General features: G+C 46.0%; 20 protein-coding genes. 8 read left to right on the forward strand and 12 right to left on the reverse strand.

Annotated features, from left to right (window positions below; translation table 11 throughout):
* Window positions 1-15 precede the first annotated feature (15 nt).
* Complete coding sequence (locus LN893_RS06500; protein ID WP_229968987.1) at window positions 16-609, reverse strand: NADH-quinone oxidoreductase subunit C; 594 nt, start codon at window positions 607-609, stop codon at window positions 16-18.
* Between the two features lie 259 nt (window positions 610-868).
* On the opposite strand from LN893_RS06500, the gene LN893_RS06505 reads away from it, so the two are divergent.
* From LN893_RS06505 to LN893_RS06515, 3 genes are all read left to right on the forward strand, one after another.
* Window positions 869-2,383 (forward strand): flavin monoamine oxidase family protein, encoded by a 1,515-nt coding sequence (locus LN893_RS06505; protein ID WP_229968988.1) that lies wholly within the window; start codon window positions 869-871, stop codon window positions 2,381-2,383.
* Between the two features lie 371 nt (window positions 2,384-2,754).
* The gene (locus LN893_RS06510) at window positions 2,755-3,921 is read left to right on the forward strand and encodes a pyridoxal phosphate-dependent aminotransferase (RefSeq protein ID WP_229968989.1); all 1,167 of its coding nucleotides are present in this window, start codon (window positions 2,755-2,757) and stop codon (window positions 3,919-3,921) included.
* 223 nt (window positions 3,922-4,144) lie between these two features.
* Entirely contained in the window at window positions 4,145-5,149 is a 1,005-nt protein-coding gene (locus tag LN893_RS06515) for a hypothetical protein (RefSeq protein ID WP_229968990.1), read from the forward strand.
* A gap of 172 nt (window positions 5,150-5,321) precedes the next feature.
* Here LN893_RS06515 and nuoB read toward each other — a convergent pair whose 3' ends face one another.
* A complete protein-coding gene (gene nuoB / locus LN893_RS06520; protein ID WP_229968991.1) occupies window positions 5,322-5,870 on the reverse strand; it encodes an NADH-quinone oxidoreductase subunit NuoB in 549 nt (182 codons plus the stop codon).
* A gap of 51 nt (window positions 5,871-5,921) precedes the next feature.
* Entirely contained in the window at window positions 5,922-6,446 is a 525-nt protein-coding gene (locus LN893_RS06525) for an NADH-quinone oxidoreductase subunit A (RefSeq protein WP_229968992.1), read from the reverse strand.
* 245 nt (window positions 6,447-6,691) lie between these two features.
* Here LN893_RS06525 and LN893_RS06530 point away from each other — a divergent pair, with 245 nt between their 5' ends.
* Window positions 6,692-8,125: a thioredoxin-like domain-containing protein gene (locus tag LN893_RS06530; protein WP_229968993.1), complete on the forward strand. Its 1,434-nt coding sequence runs from the start codon at window positions 6,692-6,694 to the stop codon at window positions 8,123-8,125.
* Window positions 8,126-8,283: 158 nt separating this feature from the next.
* On the opposite strand, the gene LN893_RS06535 is transcribed toward LN893_RS06530, so the two are convergent.
* From LN893_RS06535 to LN893_RS06550, 4 genes are all read right to left on the reverse strand, one after another.
* The gene (locus tag LN893_RS06535) at window positions 8,284-8,916 is read right to left on the reverse strand and encodes a YczE/YyaS/YitT family protein (RefSeq protein WP_229968994.1); all 633 of its coding nucleotides are present in this window, start codon (window positions 8,914-8,916) and stop codon (window positions 8,284-8,286) included.
* Between the two features lie 291 nt (window positions 8,917-9,207).
* The gene (locus tag LN893_RS06540) at window positions 9,208-10,191 is read right to left on the reverse strand and encodes a type II restriction enzyme NmeDI-related protein (RefSeq protein WP_229968995.1); all 984 of its coding nucleotides are present in this window, start codon (window positions 10,189-10,191) and stop codon (window positions 9,208-9,210) included.
* 71 nt (window positions 10,192-10,262) lie between these two features.
* Window positions 10,263-10,547: an acylphosphatase gene (locus LN893_RS06545; RefSeq protein WP_229968996.1), complete on the reverse strand. Its 285-nt coding sequence runs from the start codon at window positions 10,545-10,547 to the stop codon at window positions 10,263-10,265.
* Between the two features lie 99 nt (window positions 10,548-10,646).
* The gene (locus LN893_RS06550) at window positions 10,647-11,570 is read right to left on the reverse strand and encodes a DUF2279 domain-containing protein (protein WP_229968997.1); all 924 of its coding nucleotides are present in this window, start codon (window positions 11,568-11,570) and stop codon (window positions 10,647-10,649) included.
* A 304-nt stretch (window positions 11,571-11,874) separates the two neighbouring features.
* Here LN893_RS06550 and sdaAA point away from each other — a divergent pair, with 304 nt between their 5' ends.
* The 4 genes from sdaAA to LN893_RS06570 all read left to right on the forward strand — a co-directional run bounded on the left by sdaAA (window position 11,875) and on the right by LN893_RS06570 (window position 16,858).
* A complete protein-coding gene (sdaAA, locus tag LN893_RS06555) occupies window positions 11,875-12,786 on the forward strand; it encodes an L-serine ammonia-lyase, iron-sulfur-dependent, subunit alpha (RefSeq protein WP_229968998.1) in 912 nt (303 codons plus the stop codon).
* A gap of 313 nt (window positions 12,787-13,099) precedes the next feature.
* A complete protein-coding gene (locus LN893_RS06560; protein ID WP_229968999.1) occupies window positions 13,100-13,828 on the forward strand; it encodes a hypothetical protein in 729 nt (242 codons plus the stop codon).
* Between the two features lie 150 nt (window positions 13,829-13,978).
* On the forward strand, window positions 13,979-15,154 hold the full coding sequence (locus tag LN893_RS06565) for a DUF4407 domain-containing protein (protein ID WP_229969000.1): 1,176 nt from the start codon (window positions 13,979-13,981) through the stop codon (window positions 15,152-15,154).
* Between the two features lie 447 nt (window positions 15,155-15,601).
* Window positions 15,602-16,858: a pyridoxal phosphate-dependent aminotransferase gene (locus tag LN893_RS06570; RefSeq protein ID WP_229969001.1), complete on the forward strand. Its 1,257-nt coding sequence runs from the start codon at window positions 15,602-15,604 to the stop codon at window positions 16,856-16,858.
* A 101-nt stretch (window positions 16,859-16,959) separates the two neighbouring features.
* Here the strand turns inward: LN893_RS06570 and LN893_RS06575 are convergent, their stop codons facing one another.
* The 5 genes from LN893_RS06575 to LN893_RS06595 form a co-directional block, all read right to left on the reverse strand.
* A complete protein-coding gene (locus tag LN893_RS06575; RefSeq protein ID WP_229969002.1) occupies window positions 16,960-17,418 on the reverse strand; it encodes an Lrp/AsnC ligand binding domain-containing protein in 459 nt (152 codons plus the stop codon).
* Between the two features lie 378 nt (window positions 17,419-17,796).
* Window positions 17,797-19,167: a LutB/LldF family L-lactate oxidation iron-sulfur protein gene (locus tag LN893_RS06580; protein ID WP_229969003.1), complete on the reverse strand. Its 1,371-nt coding sequence runs from the start codon at window positions 19,165-19,167 to the stop codon at window positions 17,797-17,799.
* A 176-nt stretch (window positions 19,168-19,343) separates the two neighbouring features.
* Entirely contained in the window at window positions 19,344-21,002 is a 1,659-nt protein-coding gene (locus LN893_RS06585) for a M28 family peptidase (RefSeq protein ID WP_229969004.1), read from the reverse strand.
* Window positions 21,003-21,029: 27 nt separating this feature from the next.
* The gene (gene ispF, locus LN893_RS06590; RefSeq protein WP_229969005.1) at window positions 21,030-21,515 is read right to left on the reverse strand and encodes a 2-C-methyl-D-erythritol 2,4-cyclodiphosphate synthase; all 486 of its coding nucleotides are present in this window, start codon (window positions 21,513-21,515) and stop codon (window positions 21,030-21,032) included.
* A gap of 385 nt (window positions 21,516-21,900) precedes the next feature.
* On the reverse strand, window positions 21,901-23,001 hold the full coding sequence (locus tag LN893_RS06595; RefSeq protein ID WP_229969006.1) for an alkene reductase: 1,101 nt from the start codon (window positions 22,999-23,001) through the stop codon (window positions 21,901-21,903).
* Window positions 23,002-23,006 lie beyond the last annotated feature (5 nt).

Here is a 23,006-nt window from a genome sequence, read left to right on the forward strand (position 1 = left end):
TTAATTGGCGCAGCACTAGCTCGGTTTCTCTCGCTTATCCGAGAAAGGAGTAGGCGTGCCCGTTAGTTGTTGCGGCTCACCTCTGAAACCGTTCAGTTCATTGTGCTGGTCGAAGGGTACTTTAATGCCGTGGTAATAATCTTGTAGCTTATAATCTTTACGGAGCGGGTGCCCTTCCCAATCGGAGGCGCAGAGGATGCGGCGCAGGTCGGGGTGGTTCGAAAAGCCGATGCCTACCATGTCGTATACTTCGCGTTCGTGCCAGTCGGCGGTGCGCCAGATGTGGCTAACAGTCGGAACAACAGGCATCGACTCGTTCTCCTGGTTTCGCGGCACAATTACTTTCAAAGTAAGGTGATGGTTATACGGGATAGAGTAAAGGTTATAAATCACTTCCATCGTACCCGCTTCAGGACCGTTATCCATGCCTGTAATGCAGGAGAGGAAATCGAAATAAGTCAGTTCATTATCGTGCAACTCCAGGCACACCTCTGGCAGGCGTTCTGTCTGTAGCACCAGGTAAGGTTGGAGTTTGTCTGCCTTTTCAGAGATGATAACCTCCTCTCCAAACCGATCTGTAATTAGCTGCTTTATCTCTTCAAACGACATAATTTGTTTTCTCCTCTCCCGCAAAAGTAACAATAATCCTGTTGCCAAACATAGCTTGCCAGATCGCTTAGTTGTAGAATTTCCTTCATAAAAGGAGGCTGGGTAATTGGCCTGTTGGAAATGAGCGTTTAATCACTTTGCAACATGCTTCTGATATTTTTAATAATTATTTAAAATTTACCTTATGTTATTGATAATTTGCTTTTGTTATTGAAGTATAATCGCTAAATTTCATTTAAACAATGTAGGTTAGTCGATTTTGAAAAGTTTATCCAGAAGAGATTTTATAACGAAAAGCGCTGTGCTGGCAGGAGGCGCTTATCCAGCTATGTTAGCCTTAAACCTTTTGCCAGCCGCACCTGCGCATGCCTTTAAGTTAGAAGGCAGCGGTAAAGGAAAACATATAATTATACTTGGCGCAGGCCTTGCCGGAATGACAGTTGCTTACGAACTGGGAAAATTAGGCTACCATTGCACAATTCTGGAAGCTCGAAACAGGGCAGGAGGCCGCTGCTGGAGCATACGCAAAGGCGCATCCGAAACAGAAACAACAAACTCCCACCAAACTGCCAACTTCGACAACGGCTTATACTTTAACGCAGGTCCTTCGCGCATTCCGCACCACCACGAGCTTACTATGCAGTACTGCAAAGAGCTGGGCGTGCCACTGGAAGTATACAACAACGTAAATGAAAGCACTTATTACTATAGCGAGGGCAACGGCAGCTTATCTAACCAGAAAGTACGGGCCCGCGAAGTTCATAACGACATGCGCGGCTACATGAGTGAACTGCTTGCCAAAGCCGTGGACCAGGGGCAGGTAGATACCTCTTTAAGCTCGGAGGATGCCGCTAAAGTAATAGAGTATCTGCGTGCGGAAGGCGGCCTAGATATCGATAAACTGTACAAAGCATCGGCTAGGCGCGGTTACTTAGAGGCGCCTGGGGCAGGTAATAAAGTGGGCAGCGTGGCCGATCCGCACAAACTGGCCGACATCATACAGTCTGGCCTGCTGGACCCCGATTTCTACAACGTGGCTGAGTATACTTATGAACTACAGATGACCATGTTTCAGGCTGTGGGCGGTATGGATAAAATTGCGCAGGCACTGGAGAAACAGGTAGGTAAAAGTATAAAATTTGGCGCCGAAGTAACCGAGGTTCAAAATCAGCCTGAAGGTGTAAAGATTATTTATAAAGATAAAAAAGGTACCCAGGAGTTAACAGGCGACTTATGCGTTTGTACGCTGCCGCTGCCTGTGCTCAGCAACATCAACCATAACTTTTCTTCGGATGTGAGCCGTGCCATCGACTTTGTGCCTTATATCCAAACAGGTAAAATCGGGCTGCAGTTTAAGCGCCGATTCTGGGAGGAAGACGAGCATATTTTCGGCGGCATCACCCACACCAACAACGAACTCACCCAAATCTTCTACCCATCCAACGACTACCTCAGCAAGAAAGGGGCCCTGATCGGGTACTATAACTTTAACGAAAAGGCAAAGGCCGTTGGTGAACTGAGCTATAAAGAGCGGGAGCAACTGGCTTTGCAGAAAGGTGGCATGATACACCCGCAGTATCCGAAAGAGTTTGAAAATTCTTTTTCGGTGAGCTGGCATAAGCTGCCCCATAGTTTGGGCGGCTGGGCCGTGTATAGCTCCGACGACAGAAATACCCATTACCAAGCGCTGCAAAAACCTGAGGGGCAGGTATACTTTGCAGGCGAGCACATGACTTATTTAACCTTTAACCGCCTGGATGGCAGGGGCCTTTGAGTCGGCACGCAGCGTGGTGACAGCCGTGCATGCACGGGTAAACGAGCAGCGGGTGAGTTATCCGACCGTAGGCAGTAAATAGGGCGGGTGAAGAGGAAATTGTAGGAGATGAAAATTATTCCGCAAGTTTAGCTATAGCGTAACTTGTGGCTGTACATGAGGCAAGTCTGTGACTTGCGGAATGAAATAAACTAAGTCGCGCAAGTCACAGACTTGCTGTCATACTTAACCACCAGTTACCGCTTCGCTTAAACTGGCGGTATGAGCAGAGCTAAGCAGCGGTACTGAGGCGGGTAAAGCTTTGAGTTTTCGATCTGAAATATGAATTGCTAAACTATAAACAACTAATCTAATCTTAAACTTTTACCACTATGGCAGAAAACACGATGAACCGCCGCAAATGGCTTAGATCCAGCGCCCTGTTGGCTGGAGGAGCCACCGTTTTACCGTCTGTGCTGAATTCGCTAACGGCTGCGCCTTTGCCTGCTGCCGTACGTGAAATCGTAACGGATGAATCGGTTATTCTGAATGCTGCGCCGCAGATAAAGGCCCGCTTGAGTGCCAACGAAAACCCGTTTGGTCCATCACCCAAAGCCAAGCAAGCTATAAAAGACAGCCTCGACATGAGTTATCAGTATGCTTTTACGACGGGGCGTGAGTTAACGCAGAAAATAGCCGCGTACGAGGGCGTAAAACCAGAGCAGGTAATGCTGGCAGCAGGTTCCAGTCCTTTGTTGCAGGCTGCTGCCATGTACTTCAGCCCTAAAGGCACTATCATTACAGGCGATCCTTCTTACAACGATTTGCCTGATACGGCTGAAAAAGATTTTGGAGCTAAAGTAGTGCGGGTTCCGCTAACGGCAGACTATAAGCTGGATCTGGATGCCATGGAGAAGAAGATTGACAGCAGCACCGCCCTAGTGTACATTTGCAACCCTAACAACCCGACGGGCACTGTGTTGGATGCTGCCAAACTCAAAGCCTTCACCGAGCGCGTATCGAAAAAGGTTTCGATTTTTATTGACGAAGCTTACATCGACTATTTGCCAGATCCGAAAGCGGCCACATTGCTTGAAAACGTGAAGAAAGGTCAGAACGTGATTGTAGCCCGCACTTTCTCCAAGCTTTATGGTTTTGCAGGCTTGCGTGTAGGCTATGCCATTGCACAGCCTGAAATGGCAAAGACCTTGGGCAAGTATTCTTCTGGCGGAGGCTGTATTTCGGCTACTTCGCTAAGTGCCGCACTAGCCAGTTACCAGGACCAGGCGTTTCTGCAGGATGCCCTGAAGAAAACGATGGCCTCCAAAAACTTCTTGTATGATGTGCTGAAGAAAGAAGGCTACAAGTATATTCCGTCAGGTACTAACTTCGTCATGTTCCCGATTAATATGGATGGCAGGCGTTTTGGAGAGGAAATGGGCAAGCGCGGTGTGAGCATCCGCACCTGGAACTTCAACAACCAAGATTGGTGCCGTGTCAGTATAGGCCGCATGGACGAAATGCAGACCTTCGCCGATGCCTTTAAACAGATATCGTAAGCTCTGCTATAGTATAAAGCTCTCAAAACTCAAATTCCTCACAGTTACGCAGGCTCGCTTTAGCTTAAAAAGTGGTCGAAATGACTGCTTGGGAATCTACATGTTCACTTCCCGCCTCGGAGGGCTAGAGGAGGGTTTACTGTAGGAGGCTTAAAGCTTATCCTAAACTAGCTGTCTGCCTTTTATCATTAATTCAAACTAATTTTATCGACTATAACCAATCATGTATAAACATTTATTAATAGCTTGTTTTGTAGTACTCGGGTTCTGTGGCGTTGCTCAAGCACAAGATGCTGCAGTAAATCCTCGTCCGATAACGATGGAGGAGTACACAAAAGCAAAAGCGTTTGAAGTAAAGGATCTGGATAAAGATACCTACGTGAAGTTTGATAACACTTATATTCTTGACCGCTATGAAATGCGCAAGCCATACTTCATCACTGGCGACGATGGCCTAAAGAAGCGCATCGACCTGTATAAGCTGCTGGCGAAAGATGGTATGCAGGAACTGGGTCTGATGATCTTCTACACAAACGAGAAAGGCAAACAGTACAAAGCGCTGCTTCCGAATTTCACAGCCGATGGCAAAGTGTGGGAGCAGTATTTTGAGGATATCCATGCGAATGATAAGGTAGAGAAAAATTATGTGCTAAAGCTGTCTTATATACTGTCGAAGGAGATGGGGTTTCAACAGTATAAGGTGATTAATTCTGGCAAGGACCTGAAGGCAGAGTCGGCTACCTATGGCAACGATATTTGTTTCCCTAGCGACCAAGTGGTGGCAATGGCCAACGGAAGCCAAAAGCTTCTGAAAGACATAAAGGCTGGCGACCAGGTGGTAACAGTTGATCCTGACACCAAAAAAGCAACGGTAACGGAGGTAAAAGAACTAGTGGCGCATGATGCAAAGAACTATGCTATTACGCAACTGGTGGTAGTGTCGGCACAGGAGAAAATAGGCAGAAAAGCTACGGTAGTGAGCTTGAAAAACAAAGTGCTGGAGGCAACACCAAATCACCCAATGAAAACAAAGGCTGGTGACAAAAAGATAGGAGAAATTGCCGAAGGTGAAGAGGTATTGTGCTACAACAAAGAAACAAAGACTTATGAGCCATACACTGTACTGCGTAAGAAGGAATTCGCAGGTGGTGTGCAGAAAGTATACAATATGGTGGCTGAGCAAGGAACTACTTTCCTGATGAACGATGTAGTAGTAAAACAGAAATAGAATAATTTTCCTGTTTTAGATCAAATGCAAAAAGCCCTGTAGTTTTTGAATTACAGGGCTTTTGGTTTAATAAGGTTCTGCTAAGTTAGCAGGCTCGAATATTTGATGATTGTTCTTGCTGGCGCGAAACTCCACATGTTCTAAACCAACACATGCTGAATTAACCGCAGCGTTAAGCTTTATCTGCATCGGCAACGGGCTGTTGCATTTGTTCTGCCCGCTTCGCCATCAGTTGCTGTATTGCTTTTGGGGCACGTATGGTTTCTTTTCTGATGATTTCCTGCAGTTGCAGAAAGCCACCGATCAATGCCTCTGGCCTTGGAGGGCAGCCAGGCACATACACATCCACAGGTATGATACGGTCTACCCCTTTTACCACATGGTAGCCATGCTCCCAGTAGGGGCCGCCGCAGTTAGAGCAGGAGCCCATTGAGATAACATAGCGTGGCTCTGCCATCTGCTCATACAGCCTGCGTATTCTGTCAGCCATTTTAAAAGTAACGGTACCTGCCACAATCATCACATCCGACTGGCGAGGGGAGGCGCGCGGAATGATACCAAACCTATCCAGGTCGTAAGCAGAGCCATAAGCACCCATCATTTCAATGGCACAGCAAGCCAATCCGAAACCCATCGGCCACAAAGCCGACAGACGAGCCCAGTTCAATAGGTCATCGAGCTTGGTAATTACAATGCCGCCTTCTCCAGTCTTTGCTTCCACGTCTCTGTCAATTATGAGTTAGAAATTATAAATGTGCTGCTACCTTAAGAGTTATATTCCTTCGCCTGATGCTGACGTATCCTGCGCTGAAGGTCTTACCTGGTACTTCTTTTCGTTTAGGCGCTGGTACACGTCCATCGGAATTTTTGAACGGCTCTTGGGAACTACAGGCTGAGGCTTAATCCAATCGAGGTGGCCTTTTGCCCATGCGTAAGCCAGGCCCAGCACCAGTACACCTATAAAGATAAACATCTCAACCAAGGCAAACCACCCCCAGGTTCCATTAGTGGCTTCAATTAAGTCTCTTCTGCCGAAAACAGTGGCCCATGGAAACAGGAAAGCCAGTTCTACATCAAAAATGATGAAAATGAGTGCCACCACGTAAAAGCGCGGGTTAAACTGTATCCAAGAATTTCCGATGGGTTCTTCTCCAGACTCGTAAGTGGCCAACTTCTCAGAATTTGGCCTGTGCGGGCGTATCAACTTGGCCGTGAATAAGCCAATAAGCACGAAAATAGCACCCCCTATCAGGTAGAGGAGTATGGTTCCGAAGTCTGAAAGATAAGTTTCTGCCATTGTTTGCAGCTGTTTACACAAATTTACAATGAAATTTCGGTTTTGTTGGATGGCTGTAGGTTTTAAGTGGTGTTATGGCTTTGGCTAGTGGGGTTTGCAGCTTTAAAGGTTAAGATTTGGACCTGTACTTTCTTCCGCTTAAGTTTAGAGGAATGAGGCAAAGGACTAGGTTCGCCTGACAACCTTTAGCTATACAAACCTGTAACAGGAAGACTATAAAACTGATCTCCAAACCTGCTTTACCTATGCTAACTGGACGCGTAAATGCCCCTGAAATCAACACCGAATACGGCTGGTTAAATACCGACCGCTCCTGGTCTATCAAAGACTTTAGGGGAAAGATTGTGCTGCTCGATTTCTGGACATTCGGCTGTATTAACTGCCAGCATATTGTGCCTGATCTGCATAAGCTGGAGCAGGAGTTTGCCGATTCATTAGTGGTGATTGGTGTGCATTCAGCCAAGTTTGATGCCGAGAAGCAGAACGAAACGATACTACAGGCCATTCAGAAGTTTGGGGTGGAGCACCCTGTGGTAAACGATGCCGATTTTCAAATCTGGAACCAGTACGGCATCAGGGCCTGGCCTACCACCGTACTAATTGACCCGAATGGAAAAGTAGTGGGGCAGCATGCAGGAGAAGGTGTGTATGACACGGTGAGGCCGTACATTCAGAAGATGAAGGAGGAGTTTGCAGATGAGCTGAACCGAGAACCACTGCAGCTACAGGTGCCTAAGCGTACGGCCACCAGCTTATACTTCCCCTCCAAACTGACAAGCGATGAAGAAGGCAATATTTACCTTTCCGACAGTGGCTATAACCGCATCCTTAAAATAAACCAAGAAGGGCATGTACTGGAGGCAATCGGGAGCGGCCTGAGGGGCTTTAGCAATGGCTCTTATGCCGAGGCTACTTTTAACGAGCCGCACGGCCTGGCGCTGTATGGCAACGTTCTTTATGTAGCCGATGCTAAAAACAACGCTATCCGTAAAATTGATCTGGAGAAAAAGCTGGTAAGTACAGCGGCGGGTACAGGTGAGTTGGGCTATTACTTTATGGAAGATAGTGTTGATGTACCTGTTAACCCAAACAGCCCTTGGGATTTGCTTATACTGGATAACTATATGTATATCGCCAATGCTGGTAACCACCAGATTTTGCGTATGGATTTGGCAACGGAAAAAGTATACCGCTTTGCTGGCAGCGGACGAGAGGCTTTAACTGACGGATATTGGCGCGATGCTGCCTTCAATCAACCTAGTGGCCTCGCCAACAACGGTCACGTACTTTATGTGGCTGATGCCGAAGCGAGTGCCATTCGTACGGTAAACACAGAAACAGGCATGGTGCTGACACCCTTAGGCAGAGGCCTGTTCGATTTTGGAGATGTTGACGGTGCCGTGGACGATGCGCTGCTACAACATTGTGTGGGTGTGGAGGTGATAGACAGCGACATCTTTATTGCGGATACTTACAACGGTAAAGTGAAGGTGCTGGATCTGGAGCGGAGTCGTGTAAGTACGTTGGCAGAAGGTTTTAGTGAGCCAAACGATGTGCTTTTCCTAAGAGGGCAGCTTTGGGTAACCAGCACCAACAGCCACCAATTATTTAAGGTAGATATTAGTACAGGCGAAAAAGAAGAAGTACACGTGCAGGTGGTAACGAAGGTAGAACCGTAGTTTTTTTCAGACAAAGGGCAAAAGGGGAATACTGTTATGGTTCTTGGTCAAAAACTATCCTTTCACGCTATTAAGTTACTCCAATTTGAGTATTAGAGCTAGAAGTGGCTTAGAGCCATGGAGATGATGTTCTACACCACATTTCTAATTCATGATTTCTAATTTGCCTGTGTACTTGGTTCCTTCACCATACTAGCTCTTAACCTACGGAAGAACTTGAGCATGACCTGGAAAATAGGACTTTGGATAAGGCTGTAGAAGAATGTAGCTATAAACACAGGTCCTCCTAAAAAGAAGCCGATCACCAGCACAACTAGTTCCACTGCAATGCGAGCGCGTGCTACGGATAGCTTTGTCCTATCGGCTATGGCCAGCATAAAGCCGTCGCGCGGGCCAGCACCTATGCCGCCTGCTACATATAGTCCGCCCGCAATGCCTCCGATAATCATAGCGGAGCCCAGCAGCAGGTAATCCAGTAAGGTATGCGTAGCATCAGGCAAGATATCCAGCCACAAGAAAAAGTCCATAAAAGGGCCAACGAGCAGAGCATTCCCGAAGGTGCCGATGTTGATGTATTCCCGCTTCACAAACCAGGTAACGCACACCAATGATAAGCCAACTATAACGCTCCAGGTACCGATCGTAAATCCTAGTTTCTGAAATAAGGCCACGTTTAGCACCTCCCAGGGGTGCAGCCCTAAGTACTTTACCTTTACAGCCAGGGCATTGCCAAAGCCGAATAGAATTAATCCTGAAAAGAAAAAAATATAGTTAATTACCTTCTCCCGCATGCGCTTTTACTCTCTTGCCAAATACTACACCTGTTGCACCATAAGCGGCTGCAAGGAAGTAAAATTAAATGGGACGGACTAAATAATTGCTCAGTAACTCGTGAAAGTGGGTTTAAGTTGCAGCCTGTTTTTATAAACCTTCTCCGCCTGCCCCTGCTGTATCAGAAAGTCATATCAATTCAAATGCATCCGCTTCTGCCACAGCGGTAGAAAAACCCTCAATATCGTCTGCGGTGAAGAAGGGAGTTTATTATATAAGGATGCGGAGCATGGAGAGGCTGGCTATGTAATTTAATCTTCTGCGTATTCGGAGAATTCTTCTAAAACTGCGTCTGTCATATATTCTAGCCTTCTCTCTTTGGCCAAATCCTTAACGGAGTTATATGAAATAAATGTGCAAGATTGTGCTAAAATAAGCTTGAAGACAGGTCTAGTTAGCTCTTGCATAACTTTCCCCTTTCTTTCAGTTGGAGCAACTATGTGGGCTTTAATTCTAAGATTAGGTTGAAGAGCCATTAAGTCAGCCATTCTTAATATACCCGAATAAATTGAAGTAGTGTGTTCTATCTCAAATGCACGCACAATGGTACGCCCCTTTATCCAAAGCACATCAATGTTCTCGATAGTTTTTATAGTATCATCATCATAGTTAAGAGGTAGGTCATATAGTAAAGAAGTTGGTTTGGGTTGCCAAACTTCGAAGATTCTGCTCCTGTCATTTTTAGGAAGCCACACCTTATAATTCATACGCTCACCGATTTCTGCAATCATTGCTTGCACTTTTATGGATTCACGAGTTAATGGTGCTTCCTCAAGCAGTGAGTCATTAAAATTAGTTATAGTTATATTAGAATCTTCTGTAGGTGGTTTGATTTCATAAGGCACAAACAGCGCAATTTTATCTTTATCAAATTCAGAGTTGAGCAGTTCACAGGCATTTTGATCTGAGATTGGTTTAGATGCCTGCATATATTTAACTCCCCATGATGGGCCTCCTGCCTGAGATAATATAGAAATGTCGAATGGTCTGCAGAACTCAAGATCCTTAATTTTCAGAGAATGCACATATTTTTGAGCATCAGGCCATGGTTTGAAATTAGTTAGCTCGTCGAGTTTAAATCGAACACCACAAAAAGTCTTTTTGCCAATTTTAACAGCCAAATAAATTAAATCATTAGGTTGTGGTCCTCTATTTGAGAATCCAGCTACTTTATGTTCAACACAAATATTATAATTCTCAACTGAGGTAGAACAATGTAGGATTCTTGTGCTCATTAAGCTTATGTAAAGTAAAAGATATAGGATGAAGTTAATGTATAGTTATACATCTTCCTAATATTTCTACTCTACCGCCTCACCTCAAAACCTTCAAATCCACCCAGTTCTTTTAATTTCTGCACTTCCACCTTCTCTACCTTGGCTCTGCTAGGCCCTTCATGCGCCCAATGCTCCAACTGGTTTAATGCTTCAGCGTCTCCTTCGGCTTCTAAGTAAACTGTGCCGTCGGCTTCATTTTGTACAAACCCTGTAAGGCTCAGTTCTTGTGCTTTTTCCTTGGTGCTGGCCCTGAAGAATACACCGTGTACTTTGCCGTACACGCGGATAGCGATGTGTTTTTTGTCTGTGTTCATAATAATATAAGAAAATGATAGTGCTTCAGAAATGAAGCTGTGGTTAAAGAAACGGAGAATACCGCTATGGGTTGATAGCTTTAATTGTAGAAAAACTTATCAGTAATACAGCCAATGGCCTTTTACCCGCCCTTTAGAAGTGACTTCCAGTGCAGGGAAAGGCAGCTTAATAAAGAACATACTTTTCAGTAGTGTGTTCAGAAATTTACTGTCGGTTTTGATCTTAGTCCAGTCGATGTCGAGGGAGAGCAGGTACTGGCGGTAATGCTCTCTTTCGGGCAAGTATACGCCACGATAGTAGCGCCTGTTCTCAAACTCGCCGAACATGCCGTTGGCGCTGTAGCCTACGGTGATATTAACCCAATCGGGTAGCTGGTTGCGGAGCAGGAGTTTGTATGCGTTCATACTGACCCAGTAGGTATGGGCGTTGTAGTCGAGGAACAGACTTTCGAGGTGCGTATCGCCGAGGTAGCCGTTGGCCTGGTTATAGTAGGGTGAGGGCGAAAAGCTGAATTTAAACTTCACAGGCTGATCGTTGAACAGCAGTTCCTGACCGATAACAATTGCAGAGCCTGCGGCGTTGGCCACCATGTCAGGAGCCGAAAAGCCCCAACCTTCGTAGAGGCCGTCGAATACTTCGATGGGCGTTTGCAGCACCAGCCCGAGGGTGCCGCCGTAAAGTAAAGCCTTTCCTTTGGGCACACCTGCATTGCGCAGCAATTTATAACCAAGGTAGCTCTCTACATAAGAACCGAAGGCATGGCCGGACTTATCTACCTGTAGGTAACCTTTGGTATCATCATAGAAATGGAAAGGCACTCGCTCATGGTCTTTGTACCAGATAAACTGCAGGTACGACATTCCCGCTACATAAAAGCCAGCCTCAGCCGCAATAATAGGTATAAGCTTTCGACGGTTTACGGTGCTGGAATCTGCTGCAGGAGCTTCATCTCCTTGCGCAAAAGCTAGGGAGCCTGGCGGAAGAGTGAACAAAAGAAGCAGAAGCAGTTTGAAAAGCCGCATCAGAGTAAGGAGACAAAACTAATTTAATTTGATGATGAGCAAAAGCATTGAATAAGGGTATTCTATTCAGGAAGAAGTCGTGTGTCTTGTGTCGTGATATTTGTGTCCATTTTGCACTGCACTAAAGGTAGCAAAAGCGGCAGAATTCTGTAGGAGAGGTGGGTTTTTTAAGTTCCTGCTGCAGCACGTTATCGCCTGCCGAATTGTTGCACAATAGAGGCAGGTATAGTTGATTGCCTAAAATTGCTTTAACTTTGATGTACTGCTGCGAGAGCGGCAGTTTGCTCTATAAAAGATTAAACTTATGTCGCTATTATTTACGGATTTCAAAAGCTGGGAAAAGCACTGCATCGAAACAGGGAAGCCACTTTACCAACCTGTGCTGGAATATGAAATAGACCAGAAAGGCCGTACAGAAGAGTATATTTGGGAAAACCTTGCCAAAGCCTTCGATGTGATGAAAGACGCTGTGCAGACAGGACTGACGGAGGACATGCGTTCCCGCTCGGGTATGGTGAACAACAGCGCCAAAAAAGTTGCCAAATCGCCTGTAACGGTGCTGTCGCCTGAGTTTCAGATGCTGGTGTCGCGGGCACTGGGAGCGAAAGAAGTGAATTCCTGTATGGGCCGTGTGGTAGCTGCACCAACAGCTGGTGCTTCGGGTATATTGCCAGGCACGCTCACTACCTTACAGGAACTGCACGGGCTGGACGATAGAACCATACACGAAGGCTTGTTGATAGGAGCTGGTATAGCCTTGATCATTGAGCAAAATGCTTCATTGGCAGGCGCTGTGGGCGGTTGCCAGGCCGAGACAGGCAGTGCAGCTGCCATGGCCGCTGGAGCTATAGTATACTGCCTGGGCGGCACGGTAGAGCAGGTATTTGCGGCTGTTGCCATTACTATACAATGTATGCTGGGCCTGATCTGCGATCCTGTGGCGGGACTGGTGGAGGTACCCTGCATTGTGCGTAATGCCAGTGCTGCGGCTATTGCTTTTTCATCGGCACAAATGGCCATAGCAGGCGTAAACCCTGTTATACCTGTAGACCAATGCGTGGCAGCTCTCGGCGAGGTAGGCGAAAGCATGGAACGCAAATATAAAGAAACAGCCGAAGGCGGCTTAGCGAATACACCGAGAGCCCGCGAAATAGAGAATTTTGTGCTGGTGCAGGACGTGGAGATTCTGCCAGACGAGGAAGATTTAGAGGCTTAGGGAGTTAAAGATTTAGAGAGTTGTGTTGAGTTAGAGGGTTAAAGATTTAGAGAGGTAGAAAGTTGAGGAGGCTTTCTACCTTTTTTGCTTTTGAATCAGCCATAATTGTTGGTGAAAACATACAACAACGGTGGAGGCAGGAAGGGAAAAGAATAAAATATGGCCTCTGAAGCTCCTTTGCTTCGGGCAAAAGTCTAGCGTCTAAACTCAAAGCTCTAATATCTAGCATCTAACTTCTAAAATCTTTTCCCCTTCGTGCAACGCTTCAGCAGGTTCAAGGGTCTTACAGGCGGATACTTATACCTTTTAAGCTATGAAAAAATCACTTTTGCTGGCAACTTTAGTTGGTGTGCTGGCGCTGCAATCTTGCTCTGTGCCTCCCATGGCAGTAGAATCTTCTTTTAAACAGCAGGCCGAGGAGTTGCCCGTAACAGGCCGAAAGGCTTTTAAGCCGAATGGCCGTTTCAATGTTGGGAACTATATTGTGGCAAACGTAGACCGTGGCTGGAAAAATTCGGGTGGCTTTTCGATACTGGGCTATGAGAATATCAAGTCGAGCCAGAAGTACCAGTTCAGCCTGCAGGATGGTAAAGGCGACGAGTGGTATGTTTTCGGCATAAGCAAACTGCAAGAGAAGAACCTGAAGTCCACGAACGGGTTTAGTTTTAGGGTAGCGCCTAGCATGGAATACTATACCAGCTACTTTACCTCCCCTGAAAGCGGGCAGTGGCAGTTACTAACCGTTGATCCTGGGCATTACCTGGAGCGCAACAAGTTTGAGGGTGGCGTATCGAATGGAGTAACATACTACGAAATCACACCTGTTTATAAATTCGAGGGCAAGAGCTTGCCGCTTTCCGACATTGTGGGCTACGAGTTTAAAGAGGGTGAGATGGTAATTGGGGCTGTGCAGGTAGTGAACAACGGAAAGGTGTGGCTGCAGCCAAACTTACCTGTCGATACCCGTATGGTGCTGGCTAGTGCCATGGCCTCGCTCTTGCTCTACGACAAGCTATATGCCTCTGAAGTAGCGCTGAACTAAACCAAACGCTGTTGCTGTTCCTTATCTAAATGTAGCCTGCTGTAAATTAGTTATTTATATCTATGTGGAAGTATAAAACGTATGCTTTTATACGTTACTTACTTATAGCTTTGCCAGAGGCTACAATACAGGACAGCTTAAGATTCATTCATGACAAAATTCTTTTGGTGGTGTGCGGGTGCCGACGACACTATTCTCGAAAAATGCTCTAAATCGGAGCATGTAAAATATGCAGGTATTGGCGCTACTGTTTTGTTTACAGGCCTTTTGGCAGGTATATCAGGAGCCTACGCGCTTTACACAGTATTCGATTCAGCGGCTATGGCCATTGCTTTTGGTTTGCTGTGGGGTGCTGTTATCTTCAACCTAGACCGCTTCATCGTTTCCACACTGCGCAAAGAGGGCAAGTTCTGGAAAGAGCTGCTGATGGTAACGCCGCGCATTCTGCTGGCGCTGGTGCTGGCCGTGGTTATTTCAAAACCGTTGGAGCTAAAGATTTTCGACAAAGAGATTCAGGCAGTGCTGAAGGAGAAACAGGCTGAGCTGGCTATTGAGCACAAAGCGTTAGTAGGAAAACAGTTTGCCGAAGTAGATTCTATCAAATCAGAGATTGCCGCCATTCGCCAGGAGGTGGATACCAAGCTGCAGGAGCGGAATAAAACTTATGAGGCACTCGCTGCCGAGGCCGATGGCACAGGCGGTACTGGTAAAGTAGGCAAAGGCCCTATCTACCAGGAAAAGAAAATGCAGTACGATAAGGTAGACCAGGAACTGCAGTTATTGCAAGCCGATGCCCAGCAGCGTATTGCCCTGCGCGAGCAGCGTATTGCCGACCTGATGAAACAATATGATGAGACGGTGGCAGAAGGGCAGGAGAGCTTCTCCAACTACGATGGCTTGATGGCTCGCATTAACGCGCTGGACGAACTGCCGTGGCTCCCTGTATTCTTTATTACCTTGCTTTTCATCTGTTTAGAGACAGCGCCAATCTTTACAAAACTGGTATCTAGCAAAGGACCATACGACGATATACTGAAAGGTATAGAGCATGAGCGCACAACGCAGGAAATGCAGCGTGTAGCTGAGCGCCAGAAGCAGTATGATACCCGCCATGCTGTAGCCGAAGCTAAATTCGCTGCCCGCACCGAGTATGAAATTGATGCCAAGCGTGAAGAGGAACGGGTTAAATCCGATGCCCATCTGGAGGTAGTGCGGGAATCAGCGGCCGTTTGGAAAGAGCGTAAATTGGCTGATGTACACCGTAGCTCCAACGCCGCAGCGGATTTCCTGAATGATGGTGAGGAAAACGGCTACTATAAGTGGTAGTTTGTGAAAATTATGAATGGAGGGAATGTACTGCTGTAATACAGTGGCTATAAACTCAAGATCTATAGAATAAAACCCTGCCGTTGCTGATGTAACTGCAGGGTTTTCTGTTTGGATGATGATTTGCCTTATCCGCCTTGGCCTCCGCCGTTGTGGTGTGTTCTCACCAACAACCACTTTTACTCTCATTTTGTTACACGACTGCTACACTTAATTTTATTTCGACGATAGTGATAGAACTCCCTTCCTTCGACAAGGAGGGATGGTTGGATAAATTGGCAGAGGCTTGTAAAGGGTGTTAATATAAAATTAAGGCAGTACGTGTTATCTGTTAAAAAGCGTAACAATCACAGATAACCAGACATAAAGCCTTCTGTTGCCCTGCTGGGAATTAGGTAGAGATTCGCCTCTGCTGTACCTTTGCACCTGAATTTAAACTTAAGCAATATGACCGTTTCAAAAATGGCTCAAAACCTGATCGGCTCCGAAATTATTCGCATAGCCGGTGAGGTAAATACAATGATAGCACGTGGGGAGCAAATATGTAATCTCACCATCGGCGATTTTGATCCAGCTATATTTCCAATACCTGAAGCTTTAAAAGATAGTATCACGGAAGCCTACCAGCAGGGGCATACGAATTACCCGCCTGCAAACGGAGTGGCAGCACTCAGAAAAGCTGTAGTTACTTTCATACAGGAACGCCAGGGCTTGCAGTACCCTGAGAATGATATTCTGGTGGCTGGCGGTTCTCGTCCGTTAATCTATGCCACGTACCTGGCTATAGTTGATCCAGGCGATAAAGTAGTTTTCCCGACACCGTCGTGGAACAATAACCACTATTGCTACCTTTCTGGTGCTACTTCGGTTATGGTGGAAACGAGCCCTGCAAACAACTTTATGCCGACTGCAGCTGACCTGAAGCCACACTTAAAAGGAGCTACGATGCTGGCGCTGTGCTCGCCATTGAACCCTACAGGTACCATGTTCTCTAAAAAAGACCTGGAAGAAATTTGTGACCTGGTACTAGAGGAAAACAGAACACGTGCAACAGGCGAGAAACCACTTTATCTGTTATACGACCAAATTTACTGGATGCTCACATTTGAGGGAGCTCAACATTTCGATCCTGTAAGCCTTCGACCAGAACTGCGCGATTATGTAGTGTACATCGATGGTACTTCTAAATGCTTTGCGGCCACAGGTGTGCGAGTAGGCTATGCCTTCGGACCAACTACAGTTATAGACAAAATGAAATCTATACTTAACCATGTGGGTGCTTGGGCGCCAAAGGCAGAGCAAATGGCAACAGCCAAATTTTTAGGACAGGAAGAGGAAGTAGGGAGCTTCTTGGCGAGCTTCAAAGGCAAGGTGCAGCAAAGCTTGAACGTGTTGTACAACGGATTTCAAGAGTTAAAAACAGAGGGTCACAACGTAGATGCTATAGAGCCAATGGGTGCCATCTATCTTTCCGCAAGACTGGACTTAGCTGGCAAAAAAACACCAAACGGCGAAGTACTGCAGTCGAGCAAGGATATTACTTTTTACCTGCTTTCGGAAGCTAAGCTGGCGGTGGTACCGTTCTCTGCCTTCGGCTCTAGCCATGACCTGAACTGGTTTAGGCTATCAGTAGGCGGGGCTTCTGTAGAGGCTATACAGGCTTCTGTGGACAGATTGCGAGAAGCGCTGCAAAAGCTACAGTAGAATCTTGAAATATCTTCTCTTAGAGAGAAGGTTAATTTAGCCACCAATGGCTTTACTTAAAACAAGAATCCCCTTCAGCTGCTGCTGAAGGGGATTCTCGTTTATTCTATTGTTATCTGTCTGGATATACTTTCTTCGAGTGAGATCAAGGTTTCGGTGCGCTGCACACCCTCAATTTCCTGTATCTTTTCGTTGAGTACTTGGCGCAGGTGCTTGGTATCACGGCAAACCAGCTTTACAAACATGCTGTAGGAGCCTGTTGTGTAGTGCAGCTCTACAATCTCTGGTATCTTCTGCATCTGTGTTACTGTATCTTTATACTCAGATCCTTTTTCAAGGTATACCCCAATAAAGGCGCATACATCGAAGCCCACGGCAGAAGGGTTAACTAATAACTGAGCTCCTTTTACTACTCCCATTTCTGTTAGCTTTTTCATGCGCACATGAATGGTACCACCAGAAACATTTAGTTCTTTGGCAATGTCAGTATAAGCACGAGTTACATCCTCCATCAGGAGTTTTAAAATCTCTTTATCAAGTTTGTCGATTTCATAATTCATAAGATGCCTTTGTTAAATGTTTAATGTTAGACTTTGTGCGTTGCTATGTTTATAAATATGACGCAAAAATATTAAAAATATTTATAGATGCTAAATACATTCCTGTCCTTTTTACAGTTTATTTAGTGCAAAAAACAGATATAATAGTATTAATATATAAAATTCTATGTTTTACCATAGATCTTGGTCTTTTTTAAGTGCGTTAGCATACTATTAGCACCCCACTGCACCATATTACTTTCTTAACTGTAAATCTTGAAATGAAGTTTAAGTGTTTTTCAGCATGAAGCGCGTCAAACAGTAACGGGCAGTTAGTGTAACTGGGTTTTGAAAGGCTGTAACAGCAAAAAGCCTGCGTTGAGGCAGGCTTTTTTGCTGTTACTTTCGTTCTTTCCACATCTGGTTAAATGTCTTTTTAGGGAACACCAGTGGTTCCCGGCGCTTGTTCCAGGTGTCTTTCAGCGCATGTTTCAGCACAAGTGTTTTCAGGTTAGCGGGAGCCAGGTTCATCAACGTGCGGCTCTTCATAGCCTTTAGCCACACTTTAAAGGCTGTCTTTTCTGGCTTATCGGCCATGCCTTGCTCTACGCTTTGCTTCCGGTTTAGCAGCAGCAGGTTGTGTATGTTAATTTTGACAGGGCACACAGAGGTACAGGCACCACACAGAGAACTTGCAAAACTCAGGTGCTTATGCTCGCTCATGCCGTTGTAGTGCGGTGTAATAACAGAGCCGATTGGGCCGCTATACGTGGTTTCGTAGGTGTGGCCGCCAATATTTTTATAGACGGGACACACGTTCAAGCAGGCACCGCATCGGATGCAGTTCAACGCTTCCCGTTTCTCAGGCAGTGCCAGCAGGTCAGTACGGCCGTTATCTAGCAGAACCACATACATCTCGTCTGGACCGTCTTTTTCCTGTGGTTGTCTGGGGCCGCTTAGTATGGTGTTATATACCGTTACATTTTGCCCAGTGCCGCTGGTACTCAACAGCGGCCAGAATAAATCCAAGTCCGTCACCGAAGGTATCATCTTTTCGATGCCAACTATAGCGATGTGCGTTTTAGGAAATGTAGTAGAAAGGCGGGCGTTTCCTTCGTTTTCTGTAATGGCTATACCGCCAATGTCGGCAATAAGGTAATTGCCTCCCGTAATACCTACATCTGCCGATGTATATTTATCGCGTAGTAGATTTCGGGCCGTTAAAACTAGCTCTTCGGCATTGTCGGTAGGGGCAATGTTTAGTTTACGCACAAATAGGTCGGCAATATCTTTTTTAGACATGTGCATGGCAGGCGTTACAATATGGTAAGGCCGTTGCTCCGCCAGCTGTACAATATACTCGCCTAAATCAGTTTCTACAGTATCAATGCCATTTTTCTCGAGGTAGTTGTTCAGGTGAATTTCCTCGGTTGTCATCGATTTAGACTTCACAACAGAGCGGGCGCGCTTACGTTTCATAATCTCGCCTATCTCTTTCAGTGCCTCTGCCGCATCACGTGCCCAGATTACTTTACCGCCTCTTGCCGTAAAGTTAGATTCGAACTCCATCAAATACTTATCTAAGTTATTGATGGTATTGGATTTTATAAAAGACGCGCGTTCACGAGCCAGTTCATGGTCGGTGTATTGGGTAAGGCCACTTTGCACGGCAGTATTATACTTGCCGATGTTAAATTTTATGGTGGCACGGTGCCCTTGATCAAATGCTTTTGTTTCTGCATCCAGCAGAAACTGCTTCAGTTTACTCATACTGTATTCTCCCCTTCGGTTTTCATTCAAAAGCTAATCAGCAGGTAATTCTTCTAAAAAAAGAAAAACACCCTATAAAGTTAGGGTGTTTTTCTGAAAGAACTATATGAGTTCCAAATTACTAGTTCCGAGTTTGGTTTTTAACTCAACCCTAATTCGGTACTTGGAACTCAGAACTATTTTTTATTGCTATCTACTACGATGCGATTTTCGCGGTTTGCCAGTTCCCAGGTTACGTGGAACGCTAGCCTTGCCACTTTCTCGGCACTTTCGAAGATGATTTTATCTACTTCGTCAGAAGGTTGGTGGTAGTCGTCGTGTACACCGTTAAAGTAAAACACAATCGGAATACCATGCTTGGCAAAGTTGTAGTGGTCAGAGCGATAGTAGAAGCGGTTCGGATCGTTTTCGTCGTTGAAAGTATAGTCCAGGTTCAGGTGCACATACTTTTCGTTTACCTCACGGTTAATCTGGTCAAGCTCCGAAGACAGTTTATCAGCACCGATTACATAAATATAGTTGCTATCGTTGGTTTTTTCGTGCTCGTAGTCCATGCGGCCGATCATGTCGATGTTTACGTCGGCAACCGTGTTCTCCAGCGGGAAGATCGGGTTCTCAGAATAGTACTCAGAACCAAGCAGGCCTTTTTCCTCGCCAGTTACCGTCATGAACAAAACGCTGCGGCGTGGGCCGAAACCATCTTTCTTAGCCTGGGCAAAAGCCTCTGCCAGTTCTATAACAGCTACAGTTCCAGAGCCATCATCGTTGGCACCGTTAAAAATTTTATCGTCTTCCAAGCTCTCATCCATACCTACGTGGTCGTAATGCGCTGTTACCACCACCACTTCGTCTTTCTTGTCTGAGCCTTCAATAAAGCCTAAAACGTTTTCAGTAGCAAGCGGTGTGCTTACGCGCTCGGTCTTGATTTTTACATCTTTAGCAGCTGTAAAAGTGGAAGCTACTGGCTTATTTGCTGATGCTACCTGGCTGCCATAGCCAATTAGTTCCTCTGGCGTAGTGCCTAGCAAAGAAGCGCCAGCTACTGGCGATACAAACATGGGTGCAGCAGATGACTGGGCACCTGCATTGCTTTTCAGACCGATGGAAGGACGTGAAGCATAAGCTTTGTAGCGTTGTGTCAGGCTGTTGAATTCGCTGTTGTTGGTGCCTGTAACTATAAGCACCGCCTTGGCTCCACGCTTCGTGGCGGCATTGCGTTTGGTGCGATAATCGTTGCCCCAATCAGATGCTTTAGTGGTGCCGCTTAGTAAAAAGTTGCCGTTATTGCCCTTTGGCTCTCCTGCCAACACTACCACTACCTTACCATTTACGTCTAAGTTGTTGTAGTCAGAATAGTTATCGGTATCTATACCATAACCTGCGAACACCACATCCACGACCTGCTCCGTTTGGAACGGTGAGCTGCCCAGCACGAAGAAGTCCTGCATCATCAGGTATTTTTCTTTGCCTACCGTAATGTAGCCATCGCCCCATTGCGTCTGCTCCAGGTCGAAAGACTGGTAGTAAGGGTTCGCGCTGTTATTGGTTACAGGGCCAGTCAGTCCGTATTGTTTAAACTCGTTAGAGATATAGGCAGCCGCCATTTTCTGACCTTTCTTGCCTGTGTCACGGCCTTCATACTCATCAGAAGCCAAGATGTGCAGGTGCTTCGAGAGGTCGGCTGCCGTTACAGTGCTGGCATACTTTGGCGCAGCCTCTTGTAGCTTAACTACATCCGTGGTAGGAGCAGAAGCCGAGGGCGTGTTGGAGGATGATGCGCAGCCTGACGTTAAAGCCGCAACCAGCGCATATACATACAAGTGGTTATATTTCATAATTTGCTTAAGATAGATTAGATAGTATTATTGTTTTTGAATAAGTACAGTTGCAAAAGCCGCTACGCCTTCTTTCTTGCCTACAAAGCCTAAATGTTCGGTAGTGGTGGCCTTAATTGAAATATCGTCCTCGGGTATGCCCATTACTTCGGCCAGGCACTTCTTCATGTCTGGGATGTGCGGGTTAACTTTTGGTTCCTGTAGGCATACGGTAGAATCAATGTTTCCGATTTCATAGCCTTCCTGCGCTAAAAGTTGCACTACTTCTTTCAGTAGTATTTTACTGTCGATGCCTTTGTACTTAGGATCTTTGTCTGAGAAGTGATAGCCGATGTCACGCATATTGGCGGCACCCAGCAGGGCATCGCAAATCACGTGGATGAGCACATCGGCATCGGAATGGCCTAACGCCCCGTGTCTGTGTGGTATTTTAATGCCGCCCAGCCAGAAATCAAGCCCTTCCTTCAGTTGGTGCACATCGTAGCCGAAGCCCGTTCTTATTTTAAGTTTCATAGTTGCTTTAAAGGTAATCCTAATGCCTCTGCCTGCGAGGCAGGAGTATAAAAAGTAAAAGTAGCTTAAAATGTGCTAAGAGAGTAGGGGGAATAGCAGTTTTTGTGAGTATAGCTACCTTAAACATAACGCTGAACGTTTTACAGGAATTACGCTAAGTACGGCATAGTGCTTTTGGCCTATCTACCTGTAATCAACAAATCAACCCTATTCATTCTGAAAGTCGAGTATGGTATGTAGAAGCAAAAAAGCCAGCCACCTTTCGGCAGCTGGCTTTATAAATTGGAATGTATATATGTAAAAGCGCCTTGGGCTTAGGCCTTTGCTTCCGCTAGGGAAGTATAATCGATATAGCCCTCGGCACTAGAAGATTAAGGTTTGATACTTACTTCTGCACCTCTGCTAGCAAAGGATAATCTGTAAAGCCTTTTGGCCCATTGGCATAGAACGTGTCGCGGTCAGCTGGCTGTAACTCAGCTCCCTGCTCAAAACGGATCGGTAAATCAGGATTTGAGATGAACGGTACGCCAAAGGCCACCATATCGGCATCGCCTTCTTCAATCACTTTGTTGCCCGTTTCCTGTGTAAAGCCTTTGTTGATGATCAGGTTGCCTTTGTATATCGGGCGGTAGCGCTTGGCTATGTTCGGCTCGGCATGAGGCACACTTGTTACATCAGAGAACGGCTCCGACAAATGCAGGTAAGCAAGGTTATACTCATTCAACTTGTTTATGATGTAGTCGAACGTCGGTATCGTTTCTTCATCCACTGTAATACCAAACAAGTTGTGCATGCTTGGGTTTAAGCGTGCACCTACACGCTCAATCGGCATCACCTCTTTCACAGCATCCAGCACCTCGAAAAGTATACGGGCACGATTTTCTTTAGAGCCGCCATACTCGTCGGTACGGGTGTTTGAGCAGTTCACGAAAAACTGGTGGAACAGGTATCCGTTAGAGGAGTGAATCTCCACACCGTCAAAACCTGCCTCCATAGCGTTTTTGGCTCCATTTTTAAAGTCCTGCACAATCTGCTTAATCTCTTCTACGGTAAGAGCACGCGGTGTAACGGTAGGTGTAAAACCGTTCTCTGTAAACACCTGGTCGTTTGGATTGATGGCAGAAGGAGCAACAGGAAATTCACCGTTATGAAAATCGGGGTGCGAAATGCGGCCTACGTGCCACAGCTGCGCAAATATTTTTCCGCCTTTATCGTGCACAGCTTTGGTTACTTTTTTCCAGCCTTCTACCTGTGCTTCTGAGTGAATACCTGGGATGTTGATATATCCAACACCTTGTGTAGAAACTGGCGTACCCTCTGAGATAATCAGTCCTGCACTGGCACGTTGCTCATAGTAAGTAGCAATCAGGTCGGTAGGAGCTTTCTCTGGATTATTAGCGCGTGTACGCGTCATCGGAGCCATCACCACGCGGTTCTTCAGCTCCAGATCGTGTAATTTTATAGGTTTTAAAAGTGCCTGAGACATCTTTG

Source organism: Pontibacter harenae (assembly GCF_020907245.1).
Lineage (GTDB): Bacteria > Bacteroidota > Bacteroidia > Cytophagales > Hymenobacteraceae > Pontibacter > Pontibacter harenae.

Coding starts and splice junctions, on each gene's coding strand:
- LN893_RS06500 (WP_229968987.1), bottom strand. CDS start 609: ATGTCGTTTGAAGAGATAAAGCAGCTAATTACAGATCGGTTTGGAGAG.
- LN893_RS06510 (WP_229968989.1), top strand. CDS start 2,755: ATGGCAGAAAACACGATGAACCGCCGCAAATGGCTTAGATCCAGCGCC.
- LN893_RS06515 (WP_229968990.1), top strand. CDS start 4,145: ATGTATAAACATTTATTAATAGCTTGTTTTGTAGTACTCGGGTTCTGT.
- LN893_RS06525 (WP_229968992.1), bottom strand. CDS start 6,446: ATGGCAGAAACTTATCTTTCAGACTTCGGAACCATACTCCTCTACCTG.
- LN893_RS06530 (WP_229968993.1), top strand. CDS start 6,692: ATGCTAACTGGACGCGTAAATGCCCCTGAAATCAACACCGAATACGGC.
- LN893_RS06535 (WP_229968994.1), bottom strand. CDS start 8,916: ATGCGGGAGAAGGTAATTAACTATATTTTTTTCTTTTCAGGATTAATT.
- LN893_RS06540 (WP_229968995.1), bottom strand. CDS start 10,191: ATGAGCACAAGAATCCTACATTGTTCTACCTCAGTTGAGAATTATAAT.
- LN893_RS06545 (WP_229968996.1), bottom strand. CDS start 10,547: ATGAACACAGACAAAAAACACATCGCTATCCGCGTGTACGGCAAAGTA.
- LN893_RS06550 (WP_229968997.1), bottom strand. CDS start 11,570: ATGCGGCTTTTCAAACTGCTTCTGCTTCTTTTGTTCACTCTTCCGCCA.
- sdaAA (WP_229968998.1), top strand. CDS start 11,875: ATGTCGCTATTATTTACGGATTTCAAAAGCTGGGAAAAGCACTGCATC.
- LN893_RS06560 (WP_229968999.1), top strand. CDS start 13,100: ATGAAAAAATCACTTTTGCTGGCAACTTTAGTTGGTGTGCTGGCGCTG.
- LN893_RS06565 (WP_229969000.1), top strand. CDS start 13,979: ATGACAAAATTCTTTTGGTGGTGTGCGGGTGCCGACGACACTATTCTC.
- LN893_RS06570 (WP_229969001.1), top strand. CDS start 15,602: ATGACCGTTTCAAAAATGGCTCAAAACCTGATCGGCTCCGAAATTATT.
- LN893_RS06575 (WP_229969002.1), bottom strand. CDS start 17,418: ATGAATTATGAAATCGACAAACTTGATAAAGAGATTTTAAAACTCCTG.
- LN893_RS06580 (WP_229969003.1), bottom strand. CDS start 19,167: ATGAGTAAACTGAAGCAGTTTCTGCTGGATGCAGAAACAAAAGCATTT.
- LN893_RS06585 (WP_229969004.1), bottom strand. CDS start 21,002: ATGAAATATAACCACTTGTATGTATATGCGCTGGTTGCGGCTTTAACG.
- ispF (WP_229969005.1), bottom strand. CDS start 21,515: ATGAAACTTAAAATAAGAACGGGCTTCGGCTACGATGTGCACCAACTG.
- LN893_RS06595 (WP_229969006.1), bottom strand. CDS start 23,001: ATGTCTCAGGCACTTTTAAAACCTATAAAATTACACGATCTGGAGCTG.